The organism is Pseudomonas sp. RP-B7 (genome assembly GCF_059803535.1).
The window spans coordinates 23,824-49,899 of record NZ_JAPFHC010000001.1 but is presented as its reverse complement, the minus strand read 5'-3'; the positions used below and the strand labels follow the sequence as shown (position 1 = coordinate 49,899).

The window sequence follows — 26,076 nt, the reverse complement described above, 5'->3', positions numbered from 1 at the left end:
TATTTAGCTGCCGAACTTTAACGAACAATATTTTATAAAAAGGTTCGATAGGATTTGCTATGACTACTACAACTTCAGACGTAAATGATGTGTTGGTGAGCTGCGAGTCAGTCTGGAAGATTTTCGGCGAGAACTCGGCCGAAGCAATGAAAGCCGTTGTCGAAAGAGGACTGACAAAGAAGCAGATTCTTCAGGACTATAGCTGCGTCGTGGGTGTGTCTGGCGTCAACCTGGAGGTTCGCCGTGGTGAGATTTTTTGCATCATGGGCCTGTCCGGCAGCGGTAAATCCACACTGATTCGGTTGCTTAACAAACTGATCACGCCAAGCTCGGGCAAGGTACGGGTAAAGGGGCGTGAGTTGTCTTCCCTGAGCGCCGCAGAATTGCGCGCGGTTCGCGCGCGCCAGATTGGTATGGTCTTTCAGAGTGTGGCGTTGTTGCCCCATCGTACGGTGCTGGAAAACACCGCGTTCGGCCTTGAGGTACAGGGCGTACCTAAAGCCGAGCGGTTCAAGATCGCGGAGGCGGCGCTGGTCAAGGTCGGCCTGGGCGACTGGATCAAGCGCTACCCAGACGAACTGTCCGGCGGCATGCAGCAGCGGGTGGGCCTGGCGCGTGCCCTTGCTGCCGACCCCGAAATCATTCTTATGGACGAGCCTTTCAGTGCGCTCGACCCGTTGATTCGGCGTCAGTTGCAGGATGAGTTTCGTCAACTGACAAAGGAGTTGGGTAAGTCGGCCGTGTTCATCACCCATGACCTGGATGAAGCCATCCGGCTGGGAGATCGTATCGCGATCATGAAAGACGGCATGATCATCCAGGTGGGTACCGCCGAAGATATCGTGCTCAACCCCGCCGATGATTATGTCGCTGAATTCGTGGCCGGCATCTCGCGACTTCATCTCGTCAAGGCCAAGTCGGTGATGACACCTGTTGCCCTCTACAAGGTGGCACATCCCAATGTTGATGTTAGCCGCCTGCCCATAACCTCTCCAGACGCTGACCTCGACCAGGTCATTGGTCTCGCCGTCGTTAATGATCGCGACGCCATTGCTGTCGCTGAAGAGGGTGTTGTCTGCGGCGTCATCACACTGCGCGACTTGCTTCGAGGCGTGCAAGGTACGGCGAACGAGTACGCTCCGGCGGCGGGTCAGCCGCTGACGGAGGTCTCGTCATGAGTATCGAGAATTTCCCTGACGCCTTTGACTCGACGGTAGACACCGGACTGGAATGGCTGTCGGATAACGGTTCGGGGCTATTCGACGCCATCAATGATGTGCTCAAAGGCGCTTATGAAAGCCTGCTTTGGCTGTTCAACCTGACACCCTATTACGTGGTGGCCGTGCTGATCGCGCTGTTGGGCTGGCGCCTGGCCGGGCTTCGTTTCGCAATCATCGCGCTGATAGGCATGCTGTTTTGCGCATTTATCGGTTTGTGGCCGGAAACCATGGGCACGCTGGCCTTGGTCGTCGTCGCCACCTTGCTGGCGCTGCTGGTTGCGATTCCCTTGGGCGTGTTGGCCGGGTTGCTCCCCAGGCTGGATCGCATCATCGAGCCAGCTCTCGACCTGGTCCAGACAATGCCGCCTTACATTTACTTGCTGCCCGCTATCGCGCTGCTTGGCTATGGCACGGGTACGGCGCTGCTCGCGACCTTTGTCGTCGCGCTGCCACCGGCGTTTCGCCTGACATCGCTGGGCATTCGCATGACGCCCAATGAGTTCATTGAGCTGGGAAACGCAAGTGGAGTCACGGGCTGGCAGATGTTCCTGAAGATCCGTCTGCCCTTTGCGATGCCCAGCATCATGGCGGGCATCAATCAAAGTCTCATGATGGCTTTCGGCATGGTGGTGATCGCCGGCATCGTCGGCTCCGGCGGCTTGGGTGAAACCATCTACAGCGCCATTCGCACACTCGACATCGCCAAGTCTATCAACGGGGCGATCGCAATCGTGATTCTCACCATGGTACTCGACCGCCTGGCACAGGGCGCCGCGACTGCGCAGGAGGGCAAACGGCTATGAGTGCACCAGAATTGCAATTTTCCCCGGGTAAATATCTCGCGCCATTGGTTGATTGGTTCAACACCAATCTACATGGCGTCTCCAAAACGATCAGTGTCGTAGTCGAATTCAGTTTGCGAGCAATCGAAAGTGCGCTCCTGGCATTGCCGCCGTTAGCGGTGATTGCAATCGTGGCGATCGGCGCGGCGCTGTTAATTCGTGTGCGTGTCGCGGTGTTGGCGGCAGCGATGTTGGGCTATTGCTTGATTTCCGGGCTGTGGATCGCTTCCATGCAAACTATTGCGCTGGTGTCGGTTGCGGTACTGATTTCAGTGTCTATCGCGTTCCCCCTTGGCATCCTTGCTTCGCGGGTAAAACGCGTCGATGCAGCGCTGCGACCTGTGCTCGATGTTATGCAAACCGTCCCGCCGTGGGTCTACCTGATTCCCGCGGTAATGATCTTCAGCCTCGGGCGTGTGCCGGCGATCATCGCCACGGTGGTTTATGGCATTCCTCCCATGCTGCGCTTGACCACGCTGGCACTAAAACAGGTACCGAAGGAAATGGTCGAGCTGGGCAATGCGATGGGGGCAACAAAGCGCTCAATTCTGTTCAAGATCGAAATTCCGCTGGCCACGCCGACGCTGTTGGTGGGCCTGAACCAATGCATCTTGTTGTCGCTTGCGATGGTGGTGCTGGCCGGGCTGGTGGGGGCGGGCGGGTTGGGCGCTGAAGTCACGCGAGGGCTCACGCGCATGGAGATGGGCCTTGGTTTGCGGGCAGGGCTGGCCATCGTGGCCGTTGCCTTGCTGTTGGATCGCGTGAGCCGTGGCCTGCTTGACCGCAACAGTCGGCCCGTGGCCGGACGTTGAATGGCTACGTGACGTGCGCTGACCACACAGTCAATCCAAAGAAGGAATAAGCATGAACTTTGACGGCATCTTCACCCCTGCGATTACGCCATTGTCCGTGGACGGTCAAATCGATTACTCCGCCTTTGATGAAGTGATTGAGTACCTGGTCGAATCCAACGTCAACGGCATCATTGTGGGTGGATCGACGGGTGAGTATTACGCCCATACGGCGCTGGAGCGTCTGGCCATCGCTGAACGCGCAAAAGCTGTGCTCAATGGGCGCCTGCCGCTGGTTATCGGTACGGGCGGAATTAGAACCGAGGATTGCGTTTACTTTGCCGCGCATGCCAAGGGGCTCAAAGCAGACGCTCTTCTGGTAGGTTCGCCGCCCTACGCGTTGCCGACGCAGAAGGAAATCGCCGCGCATGTGTTGGCGGTGGATAAAGCGGCTGGCCTGCCCATCATGCTTTACAACTACCCGGCCCGCATGGGCGTGTCCATGGGGGATGAATTCTTCGACGCCGTCGCGCAGTGCAAGAATATCGTGGCGATCAAGGAAAGCTCCGGCGAGATGAATCGGCTGCACCGCCTGGCTCATGCGCACCCATCGATTCAACTCTCGTGCGGCTGGGATGATCAGGCCCTTGAATTTTTTGCCTGGGGTGCGCGCAGCTGGGTATGCGCCGGTTCCAACTTTGTTCCCCGCGAACATGTCGCGCTCTACCATGCGTGTGTCATCGAAAAAGACTTCCTGAAAGGGCGTCGCATCATGTCGGCAATGCTGCCGTTGATGGATGTTCTTGAGCGCGGAAAGTTTGTGCAAACCATTAAATACGGCAGTGAGTTGTCCGGATTGCGTGCCGGCAATGTTCGATCGCCTCTGCAACCGTTGAATGAGTTCGAGAAACAAGCGTTGAGCGATGTCATTCGAACGCTCAAAGAAAATGTATCCCAAATAGTTGGAGATGTTTAGAAATGGCAGAACTCCTTAGTAAAGAAGCCTACCGTGAACTTGCTGCCAAGCTTGAGTTTCGTGCGCAGGCTTTTATCAACGGCAAGTTCCGTGACGCGTTGTCGGGCAAAACCTTCACTACCACCAATCCGGCGACGGGGGAAGTGCTCGCCCAGATTGCTGCCTGCGACTCGCGCGATGTGGATGAGGCGGTTGCGGCTGCCAACGAAGCCTTTGAAGATGCACGCTGGCATTCGCTCTCGCCATCGGCGCGCAAGTCGGTGCTGCTGCGTTTTGCTCAGTTGCTTGAAGACAACTCCCACGAATTGGCGGTACTCGAAAGCCTGGACAGTGGCAAACCGATTCGTGAATGCCAGAACATCGATGTGCCTGAGACAATCCACACGCTGCGTTGGCACGCGGAACTCATCGACAAGATTTATGACGCCACCGCGCCAGTTGGCTCGGGCGCTGTGACGATGGTAGTGCGTGAGCCCATTGGTGTTGTCGGGCTTGTTTTGCCGTGGAACTTCCCACTTCTAATGCTTGCCTGGAAAATCGGTCCCGCCCTGGCAGCGGGCTGTTCAATCGTGATCAAGCCTGCCAAAGAAACTACGTTGAGCACGCTGCGAGTTGCTGAGCTGGCTCATCAGGCGGGTATCCCTGCGGGCGTTTTCAACGTGGTGCCGGGTAGCGGGAAAGAGGCTGGTGAACCTTTAGGCCGGCATGCGGGTGTGGCCATGGTGAGCTTCACCGGTTCGACGGACACCGGCCGGCTGTTCCTCAAGTATTCCAGCGAGTCTAACCTCAAGCGTATTGTTCTGGAGTGTGGAGGCAAGAACCCAGCTGTGGTTATGAATGATGTCGAAGACATTGATGCGGTCGCCCAGCATGTAGTGAACGGTGCCTTTTGGAACATGGGTGAAAACTGCTCTGCATCGTCTCGTTTGATCGTTCACGAGGACATCAAGGACGAGTTGTTGAAACGTATGCAGGTCCACCTGGCCGACTGGCCTTTGGGCGATCCACTTGATCCTGAAAATCGCTTGGGTTCGATGGTCAGCAGTGCTCACTTTGAGAAAGTAAGTTCCTATCTTGACCATGCCACCGAGCAAAAGCTCAATGTGCTGGTGGGTGGAAATACCACGCAAAATATCTTTGTCGAGCCGACCATCATTGATGGCGTGGGACGTGATAGTCGATTGTTCAAAGAGGAAATTTTTGGTCCCGTTCTGACCGTCACAACATTCACTACGGTCGACGAAGCCATCGAACTGGCCAACGACACGGTGTATGGCTTGGCCGCTTCCGCGTATACCGGGAACCTGCGTAATGCACTGAAGCTTTCGCGCGGTATTCGCGCAGGCATCGTGACCGTCAACTGTTTTGGAGAGGGCGATGCGTCCACGCCTTTCGGTGGTTACAAGGAGTCAGGCTTCGGTGGCCGTGACAAGTCCATCTGGGCTCATGACCAATACACCGAGTTGAAAACGATCTGGATTGATGCATCCTGATTGGGATTTAGCCTGTCGCACTAAAAAATCGTCTCAATCTCGTTGATTGAGGCTATCTTCTCCTTGGCCTCAGTGCCTTTGTGAACCGCTGCAATAATGTATGAGCCGCTCAATTGGTGAGGGTGCGAGTACATTGTCAGGGGGGCACATGAGTTAACGCAACTGGCGATATATAACAATAATCACGGAGCTGACATGAACATTAAGCAAAAGTTGACTGGCGCGTTCGCGATTATTGCGTGCCTGCCGATTATCGTGGTTGCCAGCGTCGTGATCGTTAATCTGCGCGAAGAGGCGACGGAAAATTTCGTCGAAAACAGCGGGCGCGAGATCCGTCAAATCGAAAACGGCATGCAATTGTTTTTCGACGGTATCAGTCAGAACATCGACTTTCTCGCGTCGTCCCCACAGGTAGCAACAGCCGGTGAGGGCCTTAAAAGCTCGCTGACACCTGAACAGGCAAGCCTGCCCGAGCCGGCAGTGGGTAAAAACATCGTTGCGCTTTTCGATCTTATGGCGAAAAGTCATCCGTCTTATTCCTATATTTCGTATGGCTTAGCCAACGGTACCTATGCCTTCTGGCCCGAAGGGCAGAAGCTCAGCGACAGCTATGATCCCCGATCGCGCCCCTGGTATAAAACCGCGATGGATCATCCTGGCAAGACGATACGCACCGATGCTTATTACTGGGCGGGTGACGATGCCGTAATGATTGCGACGGTACGTGCCATCCCCAACGCCTTGGGCAATTCGGGCGGGGTGATGAGCATTGATGTGACACTCAAACAACTGACCAACATCGTCAAACAGATCAAACTGGGTGAAACCGGGTATTTGATGCTGATGGAGAATAACGGCAACGTATTGGTCGACCCCAAGCAGCCCGAACATAACTTCAAAAAGCTGGGAGAGTTGGGTGGTGGTTTTAGTGACCTGGCCAACACCGCCAAAGGCCTGACACAAGTTGAACTGAACGGTGAACGCTACATGGCTAACGTCTATCCGGCAGACAAGCTTGGCTGGCGTTTTATTGGCCTGATCAAACAGAACGAAGTCATGGCCTCGGCCAATCAATTGGCTTGGCTGATAGGTATCATTGCGGCGGTACTGGCCGTGGTCTTCGCACTGATCGGCGCGGCATTCGCCCGTCTTATCGTGCGCCCTATCGTCGGTGTGTCGAGCGGCCTGGAAGGGATCGCCCAGGGCCAGGGCGACTTGACCGTGACGTTGGCAGTGCGGGGCAATGACGAAACAGCCCAACTGGCCGGCTGGTTCAACCAGTTTCTGGATGCGATCCGCAGCCTGATTCGACATATTTCCACTGCCGCCAGCAGCATCCTTGCGGCATCGCATAGTGCCACTCAAGTGTCGGGCGATATGGCCCAAGCGGCCAATCGCCAACGCGAAGCAGTAGACATGGTGTCGACTGCCTTCCACGAAATGGTTGCCACCGCCAATGAGGTTGCCCGCTCTTGCAGCCAGGCTGCCGAATCCGCCGACACCAGCCAGGAGCAGGCACGTCACGGTCAGCGCCAGATTGATGATGCGGTAGACAGTGTGGACCGGCTCAGCCAGGAAATATCCCGCTCCGCGCAGGACATGACGCAGTTGGAGAAAGACAGTAATGACATCCAGTCGATCCTGAACACCATCCGCTCGATCGCCGAGCAGACCAACCTGCTGGCCCTGAATGCTGCCATCGAGGCTGCGAGAGCGGGTGAGCAAGGTCGAGGTTTTGCGGTGGTTGCTGATGAGGTCAGGGCCTTGGCGAAGCGTACCTCCGACTCTACTGCCGAGATCGACAGTTTATTGGGTAACCTGGCCAGGCGTACGGCGTCTGTCGCACAACAAATGCATGCCAGCCTCGAGGTTTCGCAGCAATCCGTAAGCAAAATAGGCCAAGCGCGCACCAGCTTTGGCCAGATTCGCGAATCGGTGGACGTCATTCGTGACATGAACACCCAGATTGCCACTGCCGCAGAAGAGCAGCATCAGGTGGCCGAAGAAATCAACCGGCACATCAGCCAAATACATGGTGATGCACGCATGGTGGTGGAGCTGGCGCAATTGGCGCGAACTGACTCGCAAAGCCTGGCGTCGCTTTCAGATGAGCTGGACGGGTTGGTGCGCAAATTTCGCACGTAGTTGAGGGTTTCAATCACGTCGTGTCTATTCAAGCTATGTGCTAAATCACGCTTGCAGCGATTTTGCAGTGCCCTGCCAAGCAGGGTGGCGGGCACACCTTACTGCTCCCCAATTGCGTCGTCGTCTGAATCTGCCGGCTCCCTAGTTCCGGCCTGGTTACGCAAGGTGTGAGGCCCGGACGCATACCCAGCAGATCGCGGCCCCATTTTGTCGGCAGTCAGCCGTTCGCGCCGCCATTGTCCGGGCGAGACACCGGTCGCGGCCTTGAACGCGCGACTGAGCGCAATGTCGCTGCTGTACCCAGCTTGCTCCGCTGCCACCGCAATCGAGTGCCCGGCCGCGAGAATTAGCTTGGCGCGATAAATACGCCACGTTGCTACGTAGGTCAGCGGCGGTATGCCGACGATCGATTTGAACAATGCCGCGAAGGTGGAGCGTGACATCCCGGCGTCGCGAGCGAGCTGCTCGAGCGTCCAGGGGTATGCCAGGTTGGCGTGAATCCTTTGCAGCGTCTGCGCCAACTGGCGATGAGTCAGGCCGGCGAGCCAGCCCTCGGGCAAATTACCCTGCGAATTGGCCCAGGTCCGGATCGCCTGGATGAACAGCACGTCGAGCAATCGACCGGTGACATAGGCGCTGCCCAGGGAGGCTTGTGCTTCCTCTGCCCCGATCTGCTCAAGGATAGAGACCATTCGCCCCGCGTCGGACTTGGGCATCGCGATGGACGACATCGGGTAGCAGTGCCGAGAGGGGCTCGCCTGCGGTGTGGTCGAACGTGAACAAGGTTGAGAAAAACTCAAACGCTTCACCGTCCCCGCCGAACGATACAGTCTCGCCGGTGACATGGTCGGCGATCTCCGAACAGGGCACGGCAATTCGATCCGGCGCATCACCCAATATGCCCATGACGCCCAGCTTGATGATAAGGCAGTCGCCTTCCTGGACACCCACCGGCGGGTGGCCGATATGGGTGAACCAGCCTCTGCCCTGGGAGACCACGACAAGCCGTGCCTGGACGCCGCTGTCAAACGAGATCGCCCAGGGTGCGTGCGCGCGCATGCGCACAAAGAGCGAACTCTCAAGCTGCATGGCGCTGATGACGGAGTCAAAGGGGTGCATGAAAATCTCGGACGATGGGTTAGCAATTGCATACTCAAAGCAATAGATGGTCCGGTCAACCGCCGTCATACTCCTGCCACATTCAAGGGGGTTATGTATGAAGATCTATCGTTTGCAGAATATCGGTTCAATCGAAGGCTTGGAGGTGTGCGAGGAGCCCACGCCTGAGCCGGGTCCGGACGAAGTCCTGGTTAAGATCAAGGCCACCTCGCTGAATTTTCGCGACCTCTCGATCATCAACGGTTGGTTTCCATTTCCCGTCGAAGAAGGGCGCGTACAGCTGTCCGATGCTGCCGGGGTCGTCGAGGCGATTGGCTCGAGGGTCACTCGCTTCGCGGTCGGCGACCGTGTGACGAATAACTTCATGCCTGGCTGGTTTGCGGGGCCGTTTCGCGAGTTCGTGTCGCAATATGGCAGCCAGCTCGATGGCTGGATGGCCGACTACCGCACCATCGACCAGAACGAATTGGTCGCCATTCCCGATTCGATCAGCTTCGAGGAGGCCGCGACACTTCCGTGCGCCGCCGTCACCGCCTGGAACGCGGTCGCTGGTATCGGGCCGCATCACCGCGTATTGACGCAAGGAACCGGTGGCGTGTCGCTGTTCGCGCTTCAGTTCGCCAAGGCGCGCGGTGCCCAGGTGATCGCTACCACATCGTCGGTCGAGAAGGCGCAGAGGCTCCTCGCACTCGGCGCCGACCATGTGATCAATTATGCCGAGCATCCCAACTGGGGTGAACAGGTCAAGGCACTCACGGGTGGGCGCGGCGTCGATCGCGTGGTCGAAGTCGGTGGCCCGGGCACATTCGCTCAGTCCCTTAAAGCCATTGCTCTTAGCGGCCAGGTGTCGATGGTGGGCGCGCTGGCGGAGGGTGAGATGCCTGGTTACCTCGACATGTTCCTGACCTTCGCGCGGTTCCAGACGATTGCGACCGGCAACCGCCAGGACCTGGAAAACGTGCTCGCCGCTGTTGCACAGAGTGGCATTCGCCCGGTGATCGACAGCCGTTTTACCTTCGAGGAGTGCAAGGCCGCGTTCGAGCATTTCGCCAAGCGCAATGTGTTTGGCAAGGTCGTCATCACTCATTACGCCTGAGAAATCGGTGACCTGGGTGGTCACACGCGGCGGCTTAGAAACGATACTCTCCCGTCAGGCGTGTCTTACGTCCTTCTTTTTTGGTTGATCCATGAAGTCGCGGTGCTGTACGCGTAGATCTCGCGATCGAATACGTTCTTCACTCCCAGGGTCAGTGACCACTCTTTTTGTCTGTAGAAAACGGAGAGGTCGGTTATCAATTGGTTAGGCGCTTATATCGGAATAGGTCGCGGCGATCAGCTGTGCGGCCCCGGCTTCCTCACGGCAAACAGGCTTGTATGTACGCCGCCGCGAGCAACCACGCAGCAGCAGTCCACGTGGCGATATCAGGCCTGGCAGTGCCTTGTGAGCATTGCTACGCCATTTTCGCCACTACCGAAGACTCCTGCATCGCTAGTCGTGCCGCGACAAAGGCGAGGATCGCTGCCAAGCCCAGTATTGCTGCGCTCAACTCAAAGGTCGCCTGATACCCGCTGAAGTCAAAGACCAGCCCACCAACGGTTGCCCCTGACGCGATGGCCAGTTGGATGATCGCTACCATTAGGCCGCCCCCAGCCTCAGCCTCGTTCGGCAACGTTCTCGCCAGCCATGTCCACCATCCTACGGGCGCTGCTGTCGCAACCAATCCCCATAGGCCAAGCAAGACAGTGGTGGTGGCCGCCGAACTGCCGAATGAAACGAGCGCCAGCGCAATGACCGCCATCAAGATTGGGATGACGATGAGGGTGCGATATAGGTTGTTTTTCAAGAACGCTTCAATCAGGAAGGTTCCGGCCAGACCCGCCAGGCCCAGCACGAGTAACATCAACGACAGCGTGGAAACACTGACATGTGTGACTGTTTCAAGAAACGGACGCAGATAGGTAAACAGTGTGAATTGGCCCATGAAGAACACGCTGGCCGCCACCATTCCCAAGGCCACGGGCATGCGTTTCATTAGCTTGAAGGTGTTGCCGGTACCAGAGCCGTTTTGCGATTTCATCTGAGGCAGGCTGAATAACAACCACACGCAAGCGACTATTGCTACTGGGATGAGGCACAAAAATGCTCCGCGCCAGCCAATCAGAGCACCGAGAAAACTCCCCAATGGCGCCGCGATGACTGTCGCCAACGCGTTGCCGCCGTTGACGATTGCCAAGGCTCGAGTGATCTGGTTTTCAGGTACCAGGCGCATGGCAGTGGCCGCCGACAATGACCAGAAGCCACCGATCGCCACGCCGATCAGCGCGCGTCCGACCATGAATACCCAATAGTTCGGGGCAAACGCGACGACTGTTCCAGAAACGATCATCAGCAGTGTCAGTGAAAGCAGCAGCGGTTTGCGGTCGACCCGCGCCGCCACCGATGCGATCAGAAGGCTGGTGAATAAGGCAAACAGCCCTGACACAGAAATGCCCTGACCGGCTTGCCCTTCGGTGACATGCAGATCTAATGCAATAGGCGTGAGCAGGCTGACTGGCATGAATTCCGAGGCCACCAACACGAATGCAGCCAGCGCCATCGCGAATACGGCGGCCCATGATTCACGGGGCAATGGGAGAGAGTTAGTACTCATTACTTGAATCCTGTATTGCGCCAAGCGTCGTAACCTCCCAGAAGGAGGCTACGACAGCGGCAATGCCTGGAGAGGCTACTTGAGGTTGTTTTTGAAGAAGGTGGGCAATTTCGCGAATGGAATGAGTTCACCCGGTCTTAAAGGTCAATCAACCAAAGTGGCGTTGTCGATCACGAAGCGATACTTGACGTCACCTTTGAGCATTCGCTCGTAGGATTCATTTATCTGGTCTGCGCGAACCAGTTCGATGTCGGCGACGATGCTGTGCTCGGCACAGAAATCCAGCATCTCCTGTGTTTCTGGGATGCCTCCGATCATCGAGCCGGCAATCGTCCGGCGCTTCATGATCAGGTTGAATACGTTCGGCGATGGGTGTGGCGAGGCGGGCGCGCCAACCAGCGTCAGAGCCCCATCGCGCTTGAGCAGCACCAGAAGCGCGTCAAGATCGTGCGGGGCTGCGACGGTGTTGAGGATGAAGTCGAAACTCTTGGCATGTAGCGCCATTTCTTCGGGGTTGCGAGATACGACGACCTCATCGGCGCCTAACGCCTTTGCCGCTTCTCGCTTGGATTCAGAGGTGGTGAATGCCACAACGTGGGCACCCATCGCGTGGGCCAACTTGATGCCCATGTGACCCAGCCCGCCGATGCCGACCACGCCGATTTTTTTGCCTGGGCCCGCTTTCCAGTGACGCAGAGGCGAGTAAGTGGTGATGCCCGCGCACAGCAGCGGGGCGACGGCAGCCAGCTGCGACTCGGGATGGCGGATGCGTAAGACGTAACGCTCATGCACTACGATGTTTTGCGAGTAACCGCCCAACGTCCAGCCAGGTGCATCAGGTGTCGGGAAGTTATAGGTGCCGACCATCTCATCGCAGTAGTTTTCCAGGCCCGTGTCACAGTCGTCACAGTGTTTGCAGCTGTCAACAACGCAGCCGACACCGACTAGGTCGCCGACTTTAAAAGCCGCCACGTGCGCGCCCACCGCCGAAACGCGACCGACAATTTCGTGCCCAGGTACACACGGAAATTGCGTGCCTGCCCACTCGGCGCGCACTTGGTGCAAATCCGAATGGCAGATGCCACAGAAAGCGATATCAATCTGCACATCATGGGCGGCCGGCTCGCGGCGATTGACCCGCATCGGTTCAAGGGGTATGTCGCCAGCGTAAGCGCCATAGGCTTGTACAAGCATGGGAGAGACCTCAATGGATTTGTCGAATGACCATTTTCCCGGTCTGCCAAGGCTCTCTGTAGTGCATTACGCTGGATTACTTGCCTGATTGTATGAGTATCTGTTTTTCTGCAGGACTGTCGGGGGCTGGCGAGTTAGAGTGCCGTGAAGAGGTAAAAGATGAATATGACGAAAAACTCCAACGCGGATTCTCAACTCATATCAACACAAGAAAAGCTTGCGGGGATTATCGGCAAGCTAATCTCGAAACCAGGTGACTACGCAACGGCCATTACGGGCCTGGGTGTCTTCAAGCGGGAACATCCAGCGCCGCCCATCGTTTGCATGGTCGAGCCAAGCATTATCCTCGTTGTGCAAGGTGAGAAACAGCTGTGGGTTGGGGGCGAGGGCTACCCTTACGACACCTCGCGGTTTCTGATTACCTCATTGGATTTGCCTGCCAATTCAGAAGTGCTGGCTGCAAGCCCGGAACTGCCATGCCTGGGGCTTACGCTGAAACTTGATCTGCGTATGTTGGCCGAGTTGATAGCGCAAAGTGACCTGCCACCCACCCGTGATCGATCCATTGCGAAGGGGGTGGGAATTGGTGCGCTGACTCCTGCGATGCTGGCCTCATTCGAGCGTTTATTGGGACTGTTCGAAGAACCGGAGTCCATCCCTGTTCTTGCCCCCTTGATCCAACGCGAGATTCACTACCGGCTCTTGCAGAGTGATCAGGCGAGCCGGCTTCGACAAATTACGTCTGTCGATGGCCAAGGTTATCGGATCGCCAAAGCCATCGATTGGTTGAAGTTGAATTACACCCTGGCACTTCGCGTCGATGATCTTGCGGCTCGAGTGCAGATGAGCACGCCGACCTTTCACCACCACTTCCGCCAACTCACTGCCATGAGCCCACTGCAGTATCAGAAATGGCTGCGACTGAATGAAGCAAAGCGGTTAATGCTCAATGAGCATCAGGACGTATCCAGCGCAGCGTTCAAGGTCGGATACGAAAGCCCGTCTCAGTTCAGTCGCGAATACAGCCGTCTGTTTGGCGTTTCTCCCAAGCGGGATATTTCGCTGTTGCGAGGGCAAGGGGCGTAAACCTCGGGGTACCGAATAAGGTGACGCTCGGTCAACCGTCCAGGATCAACGCAACGGCAGGTTGCGTGTTCGTCGCCGGGAGGTCGCCATGCCTCAGGCTCATGTATCACAAAACCAAGGCTGAGACTTTGAGTGAACAGTTTCCGAGCATGCGCTTGTTCACTTGTGTCTGCAGCAGCTCGCTGGCGCTTGTTCTCAACTGAACTTCAATGGCGTGGCCCATCTTTTCCTATGCCGACGGTGGGGCAGAGCTTTCCCGTATCGTCAGTTCAAATGGCAGTATCACTGGCTGCAGATGCGTGGTGGTTTTTCCCTCGATCATTTCGATCAGCATCTCTACAGCCCGGCGCCCGAAGCCTTCGGCGGGCTGGGCGACCGTCGTTAGTGGTGGATCGCAGTACTGCGCCAACGGGATATCGTCGAACCCCACCAGCGAAATGTCTTCGGGGACGCGTAAGCCAGCTTCCTTGATGCGCTTGAGCGCGCCAATGGCCATCTCATCGCTTTCACAAAACAGCGCTGTTGGGCGTTGGGGCATCGTCAGCAGGATGGCGGCGCCGTCGTAGCCGGCGCGCAAGCTGAAGTCGCCGTGGCATATTATCGCTGGGTCGCGGGGGATGCCCGCCTGGTCCAGGGCAGCTTGGTATCCCGCTACCCGATCCTGGGTCAAAGGGCTGTTTTTAGGGCCCTTGATCAGGCCGATGCGGCGATGCCCCAGATTGATCAGGTGCTCAGTCATTGCCTTGGCGGCTGCGTGGTTGTCGAGACTGATGGTGGGGTGGCGCCCACTCTGGATCACTTCGCAGGCATTGACCATGGGCGGGGTTTCAAGGCCGTCAGCCGGGAAGGGATCGTAGGCGCGCAGTTGGATCACGCCATCGGCCTGATGGGCATAGACCAGCTCGGCAAACTCGCGCTCGATGTCCTCGCGCCCTTGGGTGTCGCACAGCAACAGCCGGTAACCGGCAGCCTGGGCAGCCAGCTGGGCACCGCTGATCACGCGGGCAAAAAAGGTGTTGGCGATTTTCGGCACCAGAATCACCAGATTCCCGGTGCGCCGTGAGCGGAATTGCACGGCCATGAGATTGGGGCGATAACCGGTTTGTTCAACGGCCGCGTTGACCTTTTCCCGAGTAGCCTCGCGCACGCAATCGGGGGATTTCAAGGTGCGCGATACGGTCGCCACCGAGACGCCGGCGAGCCGGGCGACCTCTCGAATATTGGACAAAAACACCTCACCTTCAAACGTTGCATCGGGCGAGCTTACAGCAGGTGCGCCTGCGCCGAAATCCTTAAAAAAATCTCTCTTGTATTTGACAGCCTGCGCAAGAGAGCATAGCTTTTGGCTTAAATGTAACCGGTTACATTTCGGTTTCACGCCTTTGCCCAACCGGACAAGACAGAGAAGGCCAGCGATGAACACAGTGATACCCAAAATAAGAATGGGCTTTGTCGGTGGGGGAGAAGGTTCTTTTATCGCCCAAGCTCACCGTCAGGCGGCGGGCCTCGATGGGCGTTTTGAGTTGGTGTGCGGTGCGTTCAGTCGCGACGCGCAGAACAATCAGCGCACCGGCAGCCAGCTTGGCCTGGCGCAATCGCGTTGCTACAGCACATGGCAGTTGATGCTGGAGGCCGAGCAGGCACTGCCCGCTGAGCAGCGCATGGAGCTGTTGGTGATCGTCACCCCCAATCATCTTCACGCACCGGTGGCGAGTGAGGCGCTGGCCGCCGGTTTTCATGTGTTCAGCGAGAAGCCTGCGGCATTGAACCTGGCTGAGCTGCAGGCGTTGAAAACTCGCTTGGACAGCAGCGTCGGGCTCTATGGCCTGGCCCACACCTACCTCGGTTACCCCATGGTCTGGCAAGCGCGGGAGATGGTGCGCAGCGGTGTGATCGGCGCAGTGCGCAAGGTGCTGGTGGAGTATCCCCAAGGCTGGCTCAGTCAGGATGTGGCCGGGCAGGGCAATAAGCAGGCCAAGTGGCGGGGGCAGCCGGAGTTGTCCGGGTTGGGCGGTTGTATCGGCGATATCGGCACCCATGCCTTTTCCCTGGCGGAGTTTGTGGCCGATCAAGCCGTCACCCACCTGTGCGCCACCCTGGGCGTGCATGTCGAAGGCCGTCAGATGGACGACGACGCCGCGATGCTGTTGCAGATGGAGCAGGGCGCCAGTGGCGTGCTGATCGCCAGTCAGGTCTGCGCCGGGGAAGAAAACCCGTTGAGCATTCGTGTCTACGGCGACAAAGGCGGCCTTGAATGGCGCCAGGAACAACCCGCCAGCCTGATTCACCGTTCGTTGGATCAGCCGATGCGTGTACTGCGCTCCGGCATCGGGCAGCCGTGGCTGTGCGAGGCGGCGACCCAGCGCATGCGCTTGCCCGCCGGCCATCCCGAAGGTTACCTGGAAGCAATGGCCAATCTGTATGGCGACTTTGCCCTGGCCATTCGCGGCAAGGTTGAAGGCCATACCGCTGCGGGTGTGCCGGGGATCGAGGTGGGCTTGCGTGGCATGGCGTTTATCGAGGCCGCCATTGCCAGTCACAACAGTAACGACAAGTGGACACCTTTGGAGTGCAGCCTATGACCCAACAGACAACTGAAGGCCTGCGTGGCCCCGGGATATTCCTGGCACAGTTCATCTCTGATGAAGCGCCGTTCGACACCCTGGCCAATATCGCTCAATGGGCAGCGTCTCAGGGCTACAAAGCCATCCAACTGCCGACCTCCGGTACGCGCTATATCGACCTTGAGCGCGCTGCTGAAAGTCAGAGTTATTGCGATGAATTGAAGGCCGTGTGCGCCAGCGCCGGAGTTGAAATCAGCGAGCTGTCCACCCATCTGCAAGGGCAGTTGGTGGCGGTGCACCCGGCGTTCGATGCGCTGTTCGATGACTTTGCCCCGGACCATCTGCGCGGCCAACCTCAGGCGCGCACCGAGTGGGCCATTGAGCAATTGAAATTGGCGGCGCGGGCCAGCCAGCGTCTGGGCCTGACAGCCCACGCAACTTTCTCCGGGGCCTTGCTGTGGCCTTATATGTACCCCTGGCCACAACGCCCCGCCGGGTTGGTAGAGCAAGGTTTTGCCGAACTGGCCAAGCGCTGGCTGCCGATCCTCGACTGCTTTGACGAGGCCGGTGTCGACCTGTGCTACGAAATTCATCCCGGTGAGGACCTGCACGACGGCGCTTCGTTCGAGCGTTTCCTCGAGGCGGTCGATCATCACCCCCGTGCGTCCATCCTCTATGACCCCAGTCACCTGCTGTTGCAGCAGATGGACTACCTGGGTTTTATCGACCGTTATTACCCACGTATCCGCATGTTCCACGTCAAGGACGCTGAGTTCCGACCGGATGCGCGCTCCGGTGTCTATGGCGGGTATCAGGGCTGGGTCGATCGTCCTGGACGGTTCCGTTCATTGGGTGATGGGCAGGTCGACTTCAAGTCAATCTTCAGCAAGCTGACCCAATACGGTTTCACAGGTTGGGCCGTGTTGGAGTGGGAGTGCTGCCTGAAAGACTCCGCCCAAGGTGCCGCCGAAGGCGCGAGGTTCATCCGCGATCACATGATTACCCGGAGCGAAAAGGCCTTTGACGATTTTGTCAGCGTGGCCAGTGATACGGCTTCCAACCGGCGTTTGCTGGGCTTACCCGACGCCTGAGTTTCACCAGTTTCTTTGAATAACAATAAGACGGTGACTGTTATGACGTGGATGACTGCGCGCTTGAGCGCCATGATGTTTCTGCAGTTCTTTATCTGGGGTGGCTGGTTCGTGACCCTTGGCACTTTCCTGTCCAGCCAGTTGGGCGCCAGCGGCGGCCAGATTGGCATGGCGTTCTCGACTCAGTCCTGGGGCGCGACCATCGCCCCGTTCGTGATTGGGCTGATCGCTGACCGATTCTTCAATGCGGAACGAATTCTGGCGTTGCTGCACCTGGTGGGGGCAGTGTTGCTCTATCAGCTGTATCGGGCGCCGGACTTCGGCACGTTTTATCCCTACGTGCTGGCCTACATGATGATCTACATGCCGACCCTGGCATTGGTCAACTCCGTGGCCTTTCGGCAGATGCGCGACCCGGCACTGGAGTTTTCACGTATTCGGGTGTGGGGCACCGTGGGCTGGATCGTCGCCGGGGTGGTGATCAGTTTTGTCTTTGCCTGGGACTCGAAAGCCGCGATTGCGTCCGGTGGCTTGCGCAACACCTTCCTGATGGCCGCATTGGCGTCGCTGGTGCTGGGCGTCTACAGCTTCACGCTGCCGAGTACGGCACCGCTGAAATCCGATACAACTCGAACCGGGGTTAAACAGATCTTCGGCCTCGATGCCTTGGGCCTGCTGAAAGACCGCAGCTACTTGGTGTTCTTCATTGCCTCGATCCTGATCTGCATCCCGCTGGCGTTCTATTACCAGAATGCCAATCCGTTCCTCGCCGACATAGGCATGACCAATCCCACGGCGAAGATGGCCATCGGGCAGGTCTCCGAAGTCCTGTTCATGCTCCTGCTGCCCCTGTTCATTCAGCGCTTCGGCATCAAGATCGCGTTACTGATGGGCATGCTGGCCTGGGCCTTGCGCTATGTGCTGTTCGCCTACGGCAATAATGCCGACCTGGCCTTTATGCTGTTCACCGGCATTGCCCTGCACGGCATCTGCTACGACTTTTTCTTTGTGTCCGGGCAGATCTATACCGATGCGAAAACCCCGGAGCGCTTCAGAAGCTCGGCTCAAGGTCTGATCACTCTGGCGACCTACGGATTTGGCATGCTGATCGGTTTCTGGGTCGCGGGCCATGTCTCCGATTACTACGCCACCCCTACGGGCCATCAATGGCAGAGCATTTGGTTATTCCCGGCCTGCTTCTCTCTGAGCGTGGTGCTGGTGTTTCTGTTTGCCTTCCGCGATGCGCGTGCGGTAGAACCGAACTCCGCCAATATTTGAGCTGCTATGGTTCACGCCGCAGCGCAGGAGGAAGCTAGTCATAGTAGAGCGGGTGACACCGGACGGCGATTAAGGCCGGGAGAGCACCCGCCTGCCTTGCCCAGGGCTCAGCTGCCGATACAGATGGCAGGGGCGGGACTGTGCCGGGCGCTGCACTACACAGCTCCAAGAGCTCCTGGCATTCGGTGAGATAACGAAAGCTCGAGCACGATTGGATCGATACCCAAGTGCTCGTGGGCAATGGTCCGGTAGGTGGCGCGAAAGCCATGGGCTGTGATGTTGTACTCCGGCCAGATGCGCTGGAAGGACTTGTGCATGGAGGTCGGGTTTATGGGACGTCCCGGATAGACCGGCGAGACGAACACCCAGCCTTTGCTTTCTTTATCCACCACGCGGGTTTTGTGTAGCTCGCGTAACAGAACCAAGGCTTGTTCAGGCAACGGCACGATGTGTTTGCTCTTGTCCAGATGCTTGGTTTTGCTCACCACATAACGCCAATCGGCACCCACCAAGTCGACATCTTCCCAGCGCATCTGCACCAATTCGCCTGGGCGGACGGGCAACATGACCAGCAGACGCATTGCTGCCGCTGTCGCGTTAAAAGGGCAGTATGGCTATCAGTAGTGGTACAACGCTCCGCCAACGGATGCAAACATTCAACCGACGGATACCGTCGACAATAACCAGACGTTCTGGGCGCTGGGCATCTACGGTCAAGCTATTGCGATCAATCCTGCAGACCGGCTGGTGGTGGTGCAATGGTCAACATGGAAGAATGCCGAGTCGCCAAGTTCCCTATATGACGAGCAAGCGGCATTTGTGAGTGCAGTGGCTCAAAAGCTAAGGAAATAGTGGCTAGGGATGGTGTAAGACATCGGCTTCCAAGAGTCGAGTTCATCGAAACTCCAAGGGCTATTTTTCTTCGTATCTTCAAGCGAAATTGTTCAACGCAAGGGGCACTCATGCGACAAGTTAAAGCGCAAGCGGCCGCGTAGTTTTCGTTGCAGCTCTTACCAGTAGGCGATATATCAATACGTTACCTTTCCAGAGCCCAAAAAATGGGGGCAAAAAAAACCTGCGAAATCGCAGGTTTTTAGCTTTTTTATCATTGCCTAACACGGCGCTGATAAGGAAGTAACGTGTGTTTGGGACGCAGAGTGTTGTCTAGATTTCCCCCACCAACTTGCCCCCCTCCATCCTGCGCTTATACGCACTATCCCGACTTGCCAACCAAAAATACCATGGCGACGTCACCACTAATCCCACCACCCAAGACAAATCTGCCCCATTGATGCGCTCCGAAATCGGCCCCACATACAGCGGCGTATTCATAAACGGAATCTGCACCGCAATCCCCACGGCATACGCCAGCAGCGCCTGCGGGTTGTAGCGGCCGTAAATCCCGCCGTCCACGCGGAAGATCGAGGCAATGTCGTACTTGCCCTTATGGATCGCGTAGAAGTCGATCAGGTTGATTGCGGTCCAGGGCACCAGCACCACGAGCAGCACCAGCACCATGTCGACGAAGTGGCCGATGAAGTCTTTGGAGGCGAATACCGCTGCGATCGCGCAGGCGGCCAGCACGATAATCGAGATCACTGTGCGGCTTTTCGCGGTGGGAATCCAGCGATAGGCAAAGGTCTGCACCAAGGTGATGATCGACAGTACCGCGCCGTACAGGTTGAGGGCGTTGTGGCTGATCACGCTGAGCAAAAACAGCACCAGCATCAATGGGCCGATGGCGCCGGTCGCGAGTTTGACGGCGTCCATGGTGTCCATGCCCACCGGGGTGGCGAGGACGGCGACGGCACCGAAGATGAACGACAGGCTCGAACCCAGCGCCGAGCCGAGGTAGGTGGTCCAGAAGGTTGAGGCGACAGGTACGTCAGCCGGCAGGTAGCGCGAGTAGTCGGAGACGTAGGGCGCGAATGCGATTTGCCACAGCGCCGCCAATGATACGGTCGCCAGCCAGCCGGAGATGTTGAAGCTGCCGCGCGTGAGGAAGTCGGTGGTCTGCACGTGGGTGAAGATGTAGCCAAACCCGAGCACAATCCCGGCGCCCAGTACCCAAGTGCCGATGCGGTTGAGCACGTGGATAAAGCGGTAGCCGATGATACCGATGATCCCGGAACCGATGGCGCCAATCACGATGCCCACCGGCACGGGCACTGCGTCGACCACCCCGTGCAAGGATTTGCCGGCCAGCACGATGTTGGAGGCGAAGAAGCCGATGTACATGACGCCAGCGATGACCACCACCAGCAGTGCGCCGAGGGAGCCGAATTGGGCGCGGCTCTGGATCATTTGCGGGATGCCCATTTGCGGGCCCTGGGCCGAGTGCAGCGCCATCAGCACGCCGCCGACCAGGTGGCCGACGAGGATCGCGACGATGCCCCAGATGAGGTTGAGGTGGAACAGTTGCACACCCAGCGCACCGGTGACGATCGGCAACGGCGCGATGTTGCCGCCGAACCACAGGGTGAACAGGTCTCTTACCTTTCCATGGCGATCTTCCGGGGGCACGTATCCAATCGTGTGTTTTTCGATAAGCGGGGCGGAGGATGTTGCAGTGGTAACCATGACGAGCTCCAAGGCAAGGTGAGTACGTTGACGTACTTCGCTGTGCGGCGCGTGGGCGACGCTTTGTTGTTGGAGTGATCATCTGCAATGGAGGCGGGGAGGTAAATTAGTAAGTTTGTTGCTATAGACCTTAAAAAATATAGCTCGCCTGGGTTTTTGCTCCGGTATGTTGCATAGGCTTGAATGGATCAATAAAGCGGTATTTTTTCGCACTGGTATGGGGCGAATTCCCGCGTTTTCGGAGGCCTCGATGGCTGCCTATAACCTGCGCCAACTCAGATATTTCGTCACCACGGCCGAGTGCGGCAGCGTCGCCGAGGCGTCGCGCAAGCTGTACATCGCGCAACCGTCGGTGTCGACGGCGATCAAGCAGCTGGAAGACAGCTTTGGCGTGCAGCTGTTTATCCGGCATCACGCCCAGGGCGTGTCGCTGACGCCCAGCGGCGCACGCTTCTACCGTAAGGCCCTTGAGCTGCTGCGGGTGGCCCATGAGTTCGAACAGAATGCCCTGGCGGACAATGACGTGGTGGCCGGGCAGATCGATATCGGCTGCTTTGAAACCGTCGCGCCGCTGTACCTGCCGCGCTTGATCGCGGGTTTCAAGGCGCGTTGGCCGGGGGTTGAAATCCGCATTCGCGATGGCGAGCAGCAGGAGTTGGTGCAGGCGCTGACCGCGGGCAGTATCGACGTGGCGATGCTGTTCGAACACGACCTGGGCGGCACCATCGAGACCACGCCGCTGATGCCGCCGCAGCAGCCGTATGCGCTGTTGCCGGCGGATCACCGTTTTGCGCAGCAGGCCAAGGTGTCGCTGGTGGACCTGGTGCTGGAGCCGATGATTTTGCTGGACGTGCTACCGAGTCGGACCTACTTCGTGAGCATCTTTGAAGAGCGTGGGCTGACGCCAAATATTGTGTTCAGTTCGCCGTCGATCGAGATGGTGCGGGGGATGGTGGGCAGGGGGTTTGGGTTTTCGATATTGGTGACCAAGCCGTTCACGGAGTACACCTATGACGGGCAGAAAGTCGTGTGCATTCCTTTGGCGGAAACCGTCACGGGGTCTGGCTTGTCGGCGGTGTGGCTGCGCCGGGCGCCGCTGACCAAGCCGGTGCAGTTGTTTGTTGATTACTGCCGCGAAGAGCTCGCCCGAATCCTTGGTTAAACGCAGGCCAAAAATGTGGGAGCGGGCTTGCTCGCTAATGCGGTGGATCAGCCAAAACAGCAGTGACTGACATTCCGCATTAGCGAGCAAGCCCGCTCCCACAGTTGATTTGTGGTGTCTGGTAGATAAATGACTAGGCGCGAATCGAGTCCAACATTCGCCACAACATCGAATCACACCCCGCCAGTTGCTCCAGGCTCACAAACTCATCCGGCTTATGCCCCTGATCCATACTCCCAGGCCCGCACACCACCGTGGGTATGCCCACCGCATCAAACAACCCACCCTCGGTGCCGAACGCCACCGTGCCGAAATCCCGTGAGCCGCTGAACGCCGCAATCAACTCGGCGGCCTGGCTGCGTTCGTCCGTGACTAAGCCTGGGTAGGCCGACAACTCGGTAAAGCGAATCGCACTCTGCGCAATCACTGCCTGCATACGCGGCAGCACCTGTTGCTCGGCATAAGCCTTGAGTTCGGCAGCCACCTCGCTCAGGTCCTGGGATGGCAGCGCGCGCACCTCAAAATCAAACCGACAGTCTGCCGGCACGATATTGAGCGCCTTGCCGCCGCTGATCACTCCGGTCTGCACCGTGCTGAACGGCGGATCAAACCGCGCATCCTGCTTCTGTCGCAGGCGCTGGCCGATGCGGCCCAGCTCACCGATCAACTCGGCGGCATGTTCGATGGCATTCACGCCAGACGGCGCGTACGCCGAATGGCAGGCCTCGCCATGCACATCGCAGCGCATCGCCAACTTGCCCTTGTGGCCAAGCACCGGCTTGAGTTCGGTCGGTTCGCCGATGATGCACAGCATCGGTTTTAGCGGTCGCTGTTCCAGCACCGCGAGCAACGAACGCACGCCGAGGCAGCCCACTTCCTCGTCGTAGGACAGGGCGATATGCACCGGCACCCGCAACGGCGCCTCAACCAGCGCCGGCACCAGCGCCAACACACAGGCGATATAGCCCTTCATGTCAGCCGTGCCACGGCCGAACAACTTGCCGTCATGCTCGGTCAACTCAAACGGCGGCACTGTCCACGGCTGGCCGTCCACCGGCACCACATCGGTATGCCCCGACAGCACGATACCCGGCAATTCCACCGGGCCAACACTGGCAAATAGATTGGCCTTGCTGCGATCTTCGCTGTAGACCAGCTCGCTGGCTACGCCGAAACCGGCCAGGTATTCGCGCACATACTCGATCAGTCGCAGGTTGGATTCGCGGCTGGTGGTATCAAACCCCACCAGCGTTTGCAGCAGGTCGCGGCTGCTGCTCATCGGTCGTCTCCAGCCACGCCGTAGCCGGGGGAACGGTCCGGGGCGATGGCGCGGTCGATGTAGTCCTGCACTTGCGGCCGATAGGCGTCCCAGAGTGTTTGCAGCTCGCCGATCGGGTTTTCATCGGCCCAATCCACCCGCAGATTTATGATCGGCCAGGTCAGCTCGCCGACCACTACCAACGCCGCAGAATGCACCGGGCCGGCTTCACCGCCTGCGGCAATGGCGGCATGCATCGATGCCAGCAGCCGGTCTGCCAACTGGCCTTCGCCTTGCTCGAAGGCTGCGACCATCGTCTCAATCACCGCGCGGTCGGCAAGCATATTGCCCGCCGCCACACACTGTTCGCCCGACACGGCGTTGTGGGTGCCGAGGGTTTCGCTGCCGCTGAAATGCACGCTGCGGCCCAGGTGATCAATCGCCGTCAGTTGCCGGTATTGGCTGTAGCCGTTGCGGGTCAGGGCCTTGTCGATCGCGTCGGCGGGCGTCAGGCCTTGTTCCAGCAGGTCGAGCACGTCCGGGCCCAGGGCCGGCAGCGTGATGTTCTGGGTCGACACCGCGCCCGCACCGGGCCGCAGCCACGGGCAACGGGCACCCACCGCGATGCTCGATGAGCTGATGGCGATGCCCAGTTGGCCGGTGTCGGCGCAACGGCCGACGATTGAAAAGGTCATGTGCGGCTCCTCACTCGGGAATAACGGCGATCACATCAATTTCCATCAACCATTGCGGCTGGCCCAGGGCGGAGACCACCAGCCCGGTGGAAATCGGGAACACACCCTTGAGCCATTTGCCGACTTCCTGGTACACCGGCTCGCGATAGCGCGGGTCGATCAGGTAGGTGGTGGTCTTGACGATATGGCTGAGGTCGCTGCCGGCTTCTTCAAGCAATTGCTTGACGTTTTTCATCGCCTGTTCGGCCTGGGCGCGCGGGTCGCCAAGGCCGATCAGGTTACCGTCGAAATCAGTACCCACCTGGCCGCGAACATACACGGTATTGCCGGCGCGCACGGCCTGGCACAGGTCGTTGTCCAGGCTCTGGTTGGGGTAGGTTTCCTTGGTGTTGAACATGCGGATGCGAGTGTGAGTAGGCATCAAAAAAACTCCGGCAATAAAATGATCAGGCGCTGACAGGGGATTGGCGAACCACGGGGGCGGCTTCGCGGTACTCGAGGTATTGCCGTTGGATGGCGATATGGTCGGCTACGTACTTGGCGTCGTGCCAGACACCCCAGATAAACGACGAACCACGGCGCGACTGCCACGGCAAACCGAGGAAGTAGATCCCGGCTTCGCTGGACACGCCGCGCTGATGCTGCGGTTTGCCGGCTGCGTCGAATGCGTCAACCTTCAGCCAGCTGTAATCCACGGCAAACCCGGTGGCCCAGATGATCGAGGTGACGCCCGCCTTGGCCAGGTCCAGTTCCAGGATCGGCTGCTTGATGCAGTCTGCGTCGGGGAACACGTGGCGGGCTTGCGGCTCCAGTGGCAAGTCCAGGCCATTGCGCTCGATGTAGGCGTCCGCCGCATCCAGCAAGGCCAGGTAGTTTTCATCGCCACGCGCCAGGTTTTCCACCAGGTTCGGCTGGAACGTCGCAACGCTGCCGTTAAAGGCTTGGGTGAGGCCGACCAGGGTCATGCCTCGCTGGGCCAGTTCGCGGAAGTCGATGGTCTTGCCGCCGTGTGCGCCGCTGACCGCGATGGTCACGTGCTCACGACCAGGTTTCATGGCTGCCTGGTCCCACTCGCCCAGCACCCCCAGCCACCAGCAGAAGTCGCGGTTGCGATAAGCACGCGGCGGGCGGTCATGGGCGCCGACCGAGAGGTACACCTGGCGGCCGGAGCGTTGCAGTTCATCGGCGATCTGCACACCGGACGAACCGGCACCCACCACCAGCACGGCGCCGACTGGCAGTTGTGAAGGGTTGCGATAATCGGCGGAATGGATCTGGTGCAGCGCCGTGTCTTTTGGCGCGATGGCCGGAATCACTGGCTTCTGGAACGGCCCGGTTGCCGCCACCACCCGGTTGGCTTCGATCACGCCTTCGCTGGTGTGCACGGTGAAACCGGGGCGGCCGACATTGCGTACAACCGAGATCACGTCCACGCCGGTGCGGATCGGCGCATTGAACTTGCGCGCATAGGCTTCAAAGTAATCCGCCACCCGCTCTTTTGGCGCGAAGCCATCCGGGGCGACATCCTCGAACGCCAGGCCTGGAAACCGGTCATGCCAGGCCGGCCCGTTGGCCACCAGTGAATCCCAACGCCCGGTGCGCCAGCGCTCGGCAATGCGGCTGCGCTCCAGCACCAGGTGTGGCACGCCTTGCTTGCTCAAGTGCTCGCTCATGGCCACGCCCGCTTGACCGGCGCCTACCACCAGCGTGTCTGTTTTTGTTATTGCTTCAGTCATGTTTCTATCCTTGCGTAATGCAGTTGGATTCAGCTCGGGCATGACTTCAAGGTAGGGAGAGGGGGGGTATAAATAAAATATTATTAAGTTAGGAAGTGAGCATAAATTTCGGATGCAAGCTCACCCTATAGGGTGATTTCGGTGATTTCCTGGGTGTGGGACGATCATTACCGTTCTTTCAACGAGTCTTTGAAG

At 58.3% G+C, this 26,076-nt stretch carries 22 protein-coding genes and 2 pseudogenes; 13 read left to right on the top strand and 11 right to left on the bottom strand.

The features are described from left to right. Window positions 1-59 precede the first annotated feature (59 nt). The 7 genes and pseudogenes from OPU96_RS00215 (at window position 60) to OPU96_RS00185 (ending at window position 7,467) form a co-directional block, all read left to right on the top strand. Window positions 60-1,178 carry a quaternary amine ABC transporter ATP-binding protein gene (locus OPU96_RS00215; protein ID WP_267864012.1) on the top strand — a complete coding sequence of 373 codons (1,119 nt, stop codon included), beginning with the start codon at window positions 60-62 and terminating at the stop codon, window positions 1,176-1,178. After that, window positions 1,175-2,023, top strand: a complete 849-nt coding sequence (locus OPU96_RS00210) for an ABC transporter permease (RefSeq protein WP_498558463.1) — start codon at window positions 1,175-1,177, stop codon at window positions 2,021-2,023. Before OPU96_RS00215 ends, OPU96_RS00210 begins: the two co-directional genes overlap by 4 nt. Further along, entirely contained in the window at window positions 2,020-2,874 is an 855-nt protein-coding gene (locus OPU96_RS00205; RefSeq protein ID WP_267864014.1) for an ABC transporter permease, read from the top strand. Before OPU96_RS00210 ends, OPU96_RS00205 begins: the two co-directional genes overlap by 4 nt. A 52-nt stretch (window positions 2,875-2,926) precedes the next feature. Then, on the top strand, window positions 2,927-3,829 hold the full coding sequence (locus tag OPU96_RS00200) for a dihydrodipicolinate synthase family protein (RefSeq protein WP_267864015.1): 903 nt from the start codon (window positions 2,927-2,929) through the stop codon (window positions 3,827-3,829). Between the two features lie 2 nt (window positions 3,830-3,831). After that, entirely contained in the window at window positions 3,832-5,322 is a 1,491-nt protein-coding gene (locus OPU96_RS00195) for an aldehyde dehydrogenase (protein ID WP_267864016.1), read from the top strand. Window positions 5,323-5,517: 195 nt separating this feature from the next. Beyond that, a pseudogene (locus OPU96_RS00190) lies at window positions 5,518-6,609 on the top strand (cache domain-containing protein); the annotation flags it as partial. Between the two features lie 90 nt (window positions 6,610-6,699). After that, the gene (locus tag OPU96_RS00185; RefSeq protein ID WP_460953600.1) at window positions 6,700-7,467 is read left to right on the top strand and encodes a methyl-accepting chemotaxis protein; all 768 of its coding nucleotides are present in this window, start codon (window positions 6,700-6,702) and stop codon (window positions 7,465-7,467) included. 98 nt (window positions 7,468-7,565) lie between these two features. Here OPU96_RS00185 and OPU96_RS00180 read toward each other — a convergent pair whose 3' ends face one another. After that, window positions 7,566-8,183 (bottom strand): helix-turn-helix transcriptional regulator, encoded by a 618-nt coding sequence (locus tag OPU96_RS00180; RefSeq protein ID WP_267864018.1) that lies wholly within the window; start codon window positions 8,181-8,183, stop codon window positions 7,566-7,568. Then, window positions 8,143-8,655: a cupin domain-containing protein gene (locus tag OPU96_RS00175; protein WP_267864019.1), complete on the bottom strand. Its 513-nt coding sequence runs from the start codon at window positions 8,653-8,655 to the stop codon at window positions 8,143-8,145. The genes OPU96_RS00180 and OPU96_RS00175 overlap by 41 nt, the downstream gene beginning before the upstream one ends. Before the next feature lie 28 nt (window positions 8,656-8,683). On the opposite strand from OPU96_RS00175, the gene OPU96_RS00170 reads away from it, so the two are divergent. After that, window positions 8,684-9,682 carry a zinc-dependent alcohol dehydrogenase family protein gene (locus OPU96_RS00170; RefSeq protein WP_498558462.1) on the top strand — a complete coding sequence of 333 codons (999 nt, stop codon included), beginning with the start codon at window positions 8,684-8,686 and terminating at the stop codon, window positions 9,680-9,682. Between the two features lie 355 nt (window positions 9,683-10,037). Here the strand turns inward: OPU96_RS00170 and OPU96_RS00165 are convergent, their stop codons facing one another. Together OPU96_RS00165 and OPU96_RS00160 are read right to left on the bottom strand one after the other, a co-directional pair. Continuing rightward, window positions 10,038-11,237: an MFS transporter gene (locus tag OPU96_RS00165; protein WP_498558461.1), complete on the bottom strand. Its 1,200-nt coding sequence runs from the start codon at window positions 11,235-11,237 to the stop codon at window positions 10,038-10,040. Window positions 11,238-11,381: 144 nt separating this feature from the next. Then, entirely contained in the window at window positions 11,382-12,431 is a 1,050-nt protein-coding gene (locus OPU96_RS00160) for an NAD(P)-dependent alcohol dehydrogenase (protein ID WP_267864022.1), read from the bottom strand. 165 nt (window positions 12,432-12,596) lie between these two features. Here OPU96_RS00160 and OPU96_RS00155 point away from each other — a divergent pair, with 165 nt between their 5' ends. After that, window positions 12,597-13,517: an AraC family transcriptional regulator gene (locus tag OPU96_RS00155; protein WP_267864044.1), complete on the top strand. Its 921-nt coding sequence runs from the start codon at window positions 12,597-12,599 to the stop codon at window positions 13,515-13,517. 229 nt (window positions 13,518-13,746) lie between these two features. Here the strand turns inward: OPU96_RS00155 and OPU96_RS00150 are convergent, their stop codons facing one another. Continuing rightward, complete coding sequence (locus tag OPU96_RS00150; RefSeq protein ID WP_498558614.1) at window positions 13,747-14,745, bottom strand: LacI family DNA-binding transcriptional regulator; 999 nt, start codon at window positions 14,743-14,745, stop codon at window positions 13,747-13,749. A 187-nt stretch (window positions 14,746-14,932) separates the two neighbouring features. Between OPU96_RS00150 and OPU96_RS00145 the strand changes: the two genes are divergently transcribed. Genes OPU96_RS00145 through OPU96_RS00135 form a run of 3 tightly spaced genes read left to right on the top strand, consistent with a single transcriptional unit; the run spans window position 14,933 to window position 18,450 of the window. Further along, window positions 14,933-16,099: a Gfo/Idh/MocA family protein gene (locus OPU96_RS00145; RefSeq protein WP_267864024.1), complete on the top strand. Its 1,167-nt coding sequence runs from the start codon at window positions 14,933-14,935 to the stop codon at window positions 16,097-16,099. Beyond that, window positions 16,096-17,172, top strand: coding sequence for a sugar phosphate isomerase/epimerase family protein (locus OPU96_RS00140; RefSeq protein WP_267864025.1), 1,077 nt, complete (start codon window positions 16,096-16,098; stop codon window positions 17,170-17,172). Before OPU96_RS00145 ends, OPU96_RS00140 begins: the two co-directional genes overlap by 4 nt. A gap of 42 nt (window positions 17,173-17,214) precedes the next feature. Then, a complete protein-coding gene (locus tag OPU96_RS00135) occupies window positions 17,215-18,450 on the top strand; it encodes a nucleoside permease (protein ID WP_498558460.1) in 1,236 nt (411 codons plus the stop codon). Window positions 18,451-18,608: 158 nt separating this feature from the next. On the opposite strand, the pseudogene OPU96_RS00130 reads toward OPU96_RS00135, so the two are convergent. Further along, window positions 18,609-19,040: pseudogene (locus OPU96_RS00130) on the bottom strand (tyrosine-type recombinase/integrase); the annotation flags it as partial. Between the two features lie 574 nt (window positions 19,041-19,614). Beyond that, complete coding sequence (locus OPU96_RS00125) at window positions 19,615-21,030, bottom strand: purine-cytosine permease family protein (RefSeq protein WP_267864027.1); 1,416 nt, start codon at window positions 21,028-21,030, stop codon at window positions 19,615-19,617. Window positions 21,031-21,280: 250 nt separating this feature from the next. Here OPU96_RS00125 and OPU96_RS00120 point away from each other — a divergent pair, with 250 nt between their 5' ends. Next, the gene (locus tag OPU96_RS00120) at window positions 21,281-22,192 is read left to right on the top strand and encodes a LysR substrate-binding domain-containing protein (RefSeq protein ID WP_065882014.1); all 912 of its coding nucleotides are present in this window, start codon (window positions 21,281-21,283) and stop codon (window positions 22,190-22,192) included. A gap of 133 nt (window positions 22,193-22,325) precedes the next feature. Here OPU96_RS00120 and argE read toward each other — a convergent pair whose 3' ends face one another. The 4 genes from argE to OPU96_RS00100 are packed head-to-tail and all read right to left on the bottom strand — an operon-like array spanning window position 22,326 to window position 25,923. Further along, window positions 22,326-23,471 carry an acetylornithine deacetylase gene (gene argE / locus OPU96_RS00115; RefSeq protein ID WP_267864028.1) on the bottom strand — a complete coding sequence of 382 codons (1,146 nt, stop codon included), beginning with the start codon at window positions 23,469-23,471 and terminating at the stop codon, window positions 22,326-22,328. Next, entirely contained in the window at window positions 23,468-24,145 is a 678-nt protein-coding gene (locus OPU96_RS00110) for a DUF1028 domain-containing protein (protein ID WP_267864029.1), read from the bottom strand. Before OPU96_RS00110 ends, argE begins: the two co-directional genes overlap by 4 nt. A gap of 10 nt (window positions 24,146-24,155) precedes the next feature. Then, the gene (locus OPU96_RS00105; protein ID WP_003207327.1) at window positions 24,156-24,566 is read right to left on the bottom strand and encodes a RidA family protein; all 411 of its coding nucleotides are present in this window, start codon (window positions 24,564-24,566) and stop codon (window positions 24,156-24,158) included. Window positions 24,567-24,591: 25 nt separating this feature from the next. Further along, window positions 24,592-25,923, bottom strand: a complete 1,332-nt coding sequence (locus OPU96_RS00100) for a flavin-containing monooxygenase (protein ID WP_267864030.1) — start codon at window positions 25,921-25,923, stop codon at window positions 24,592-24,594. Window positions 25,924-26,076: the final 153 nt, after the last annotated feature.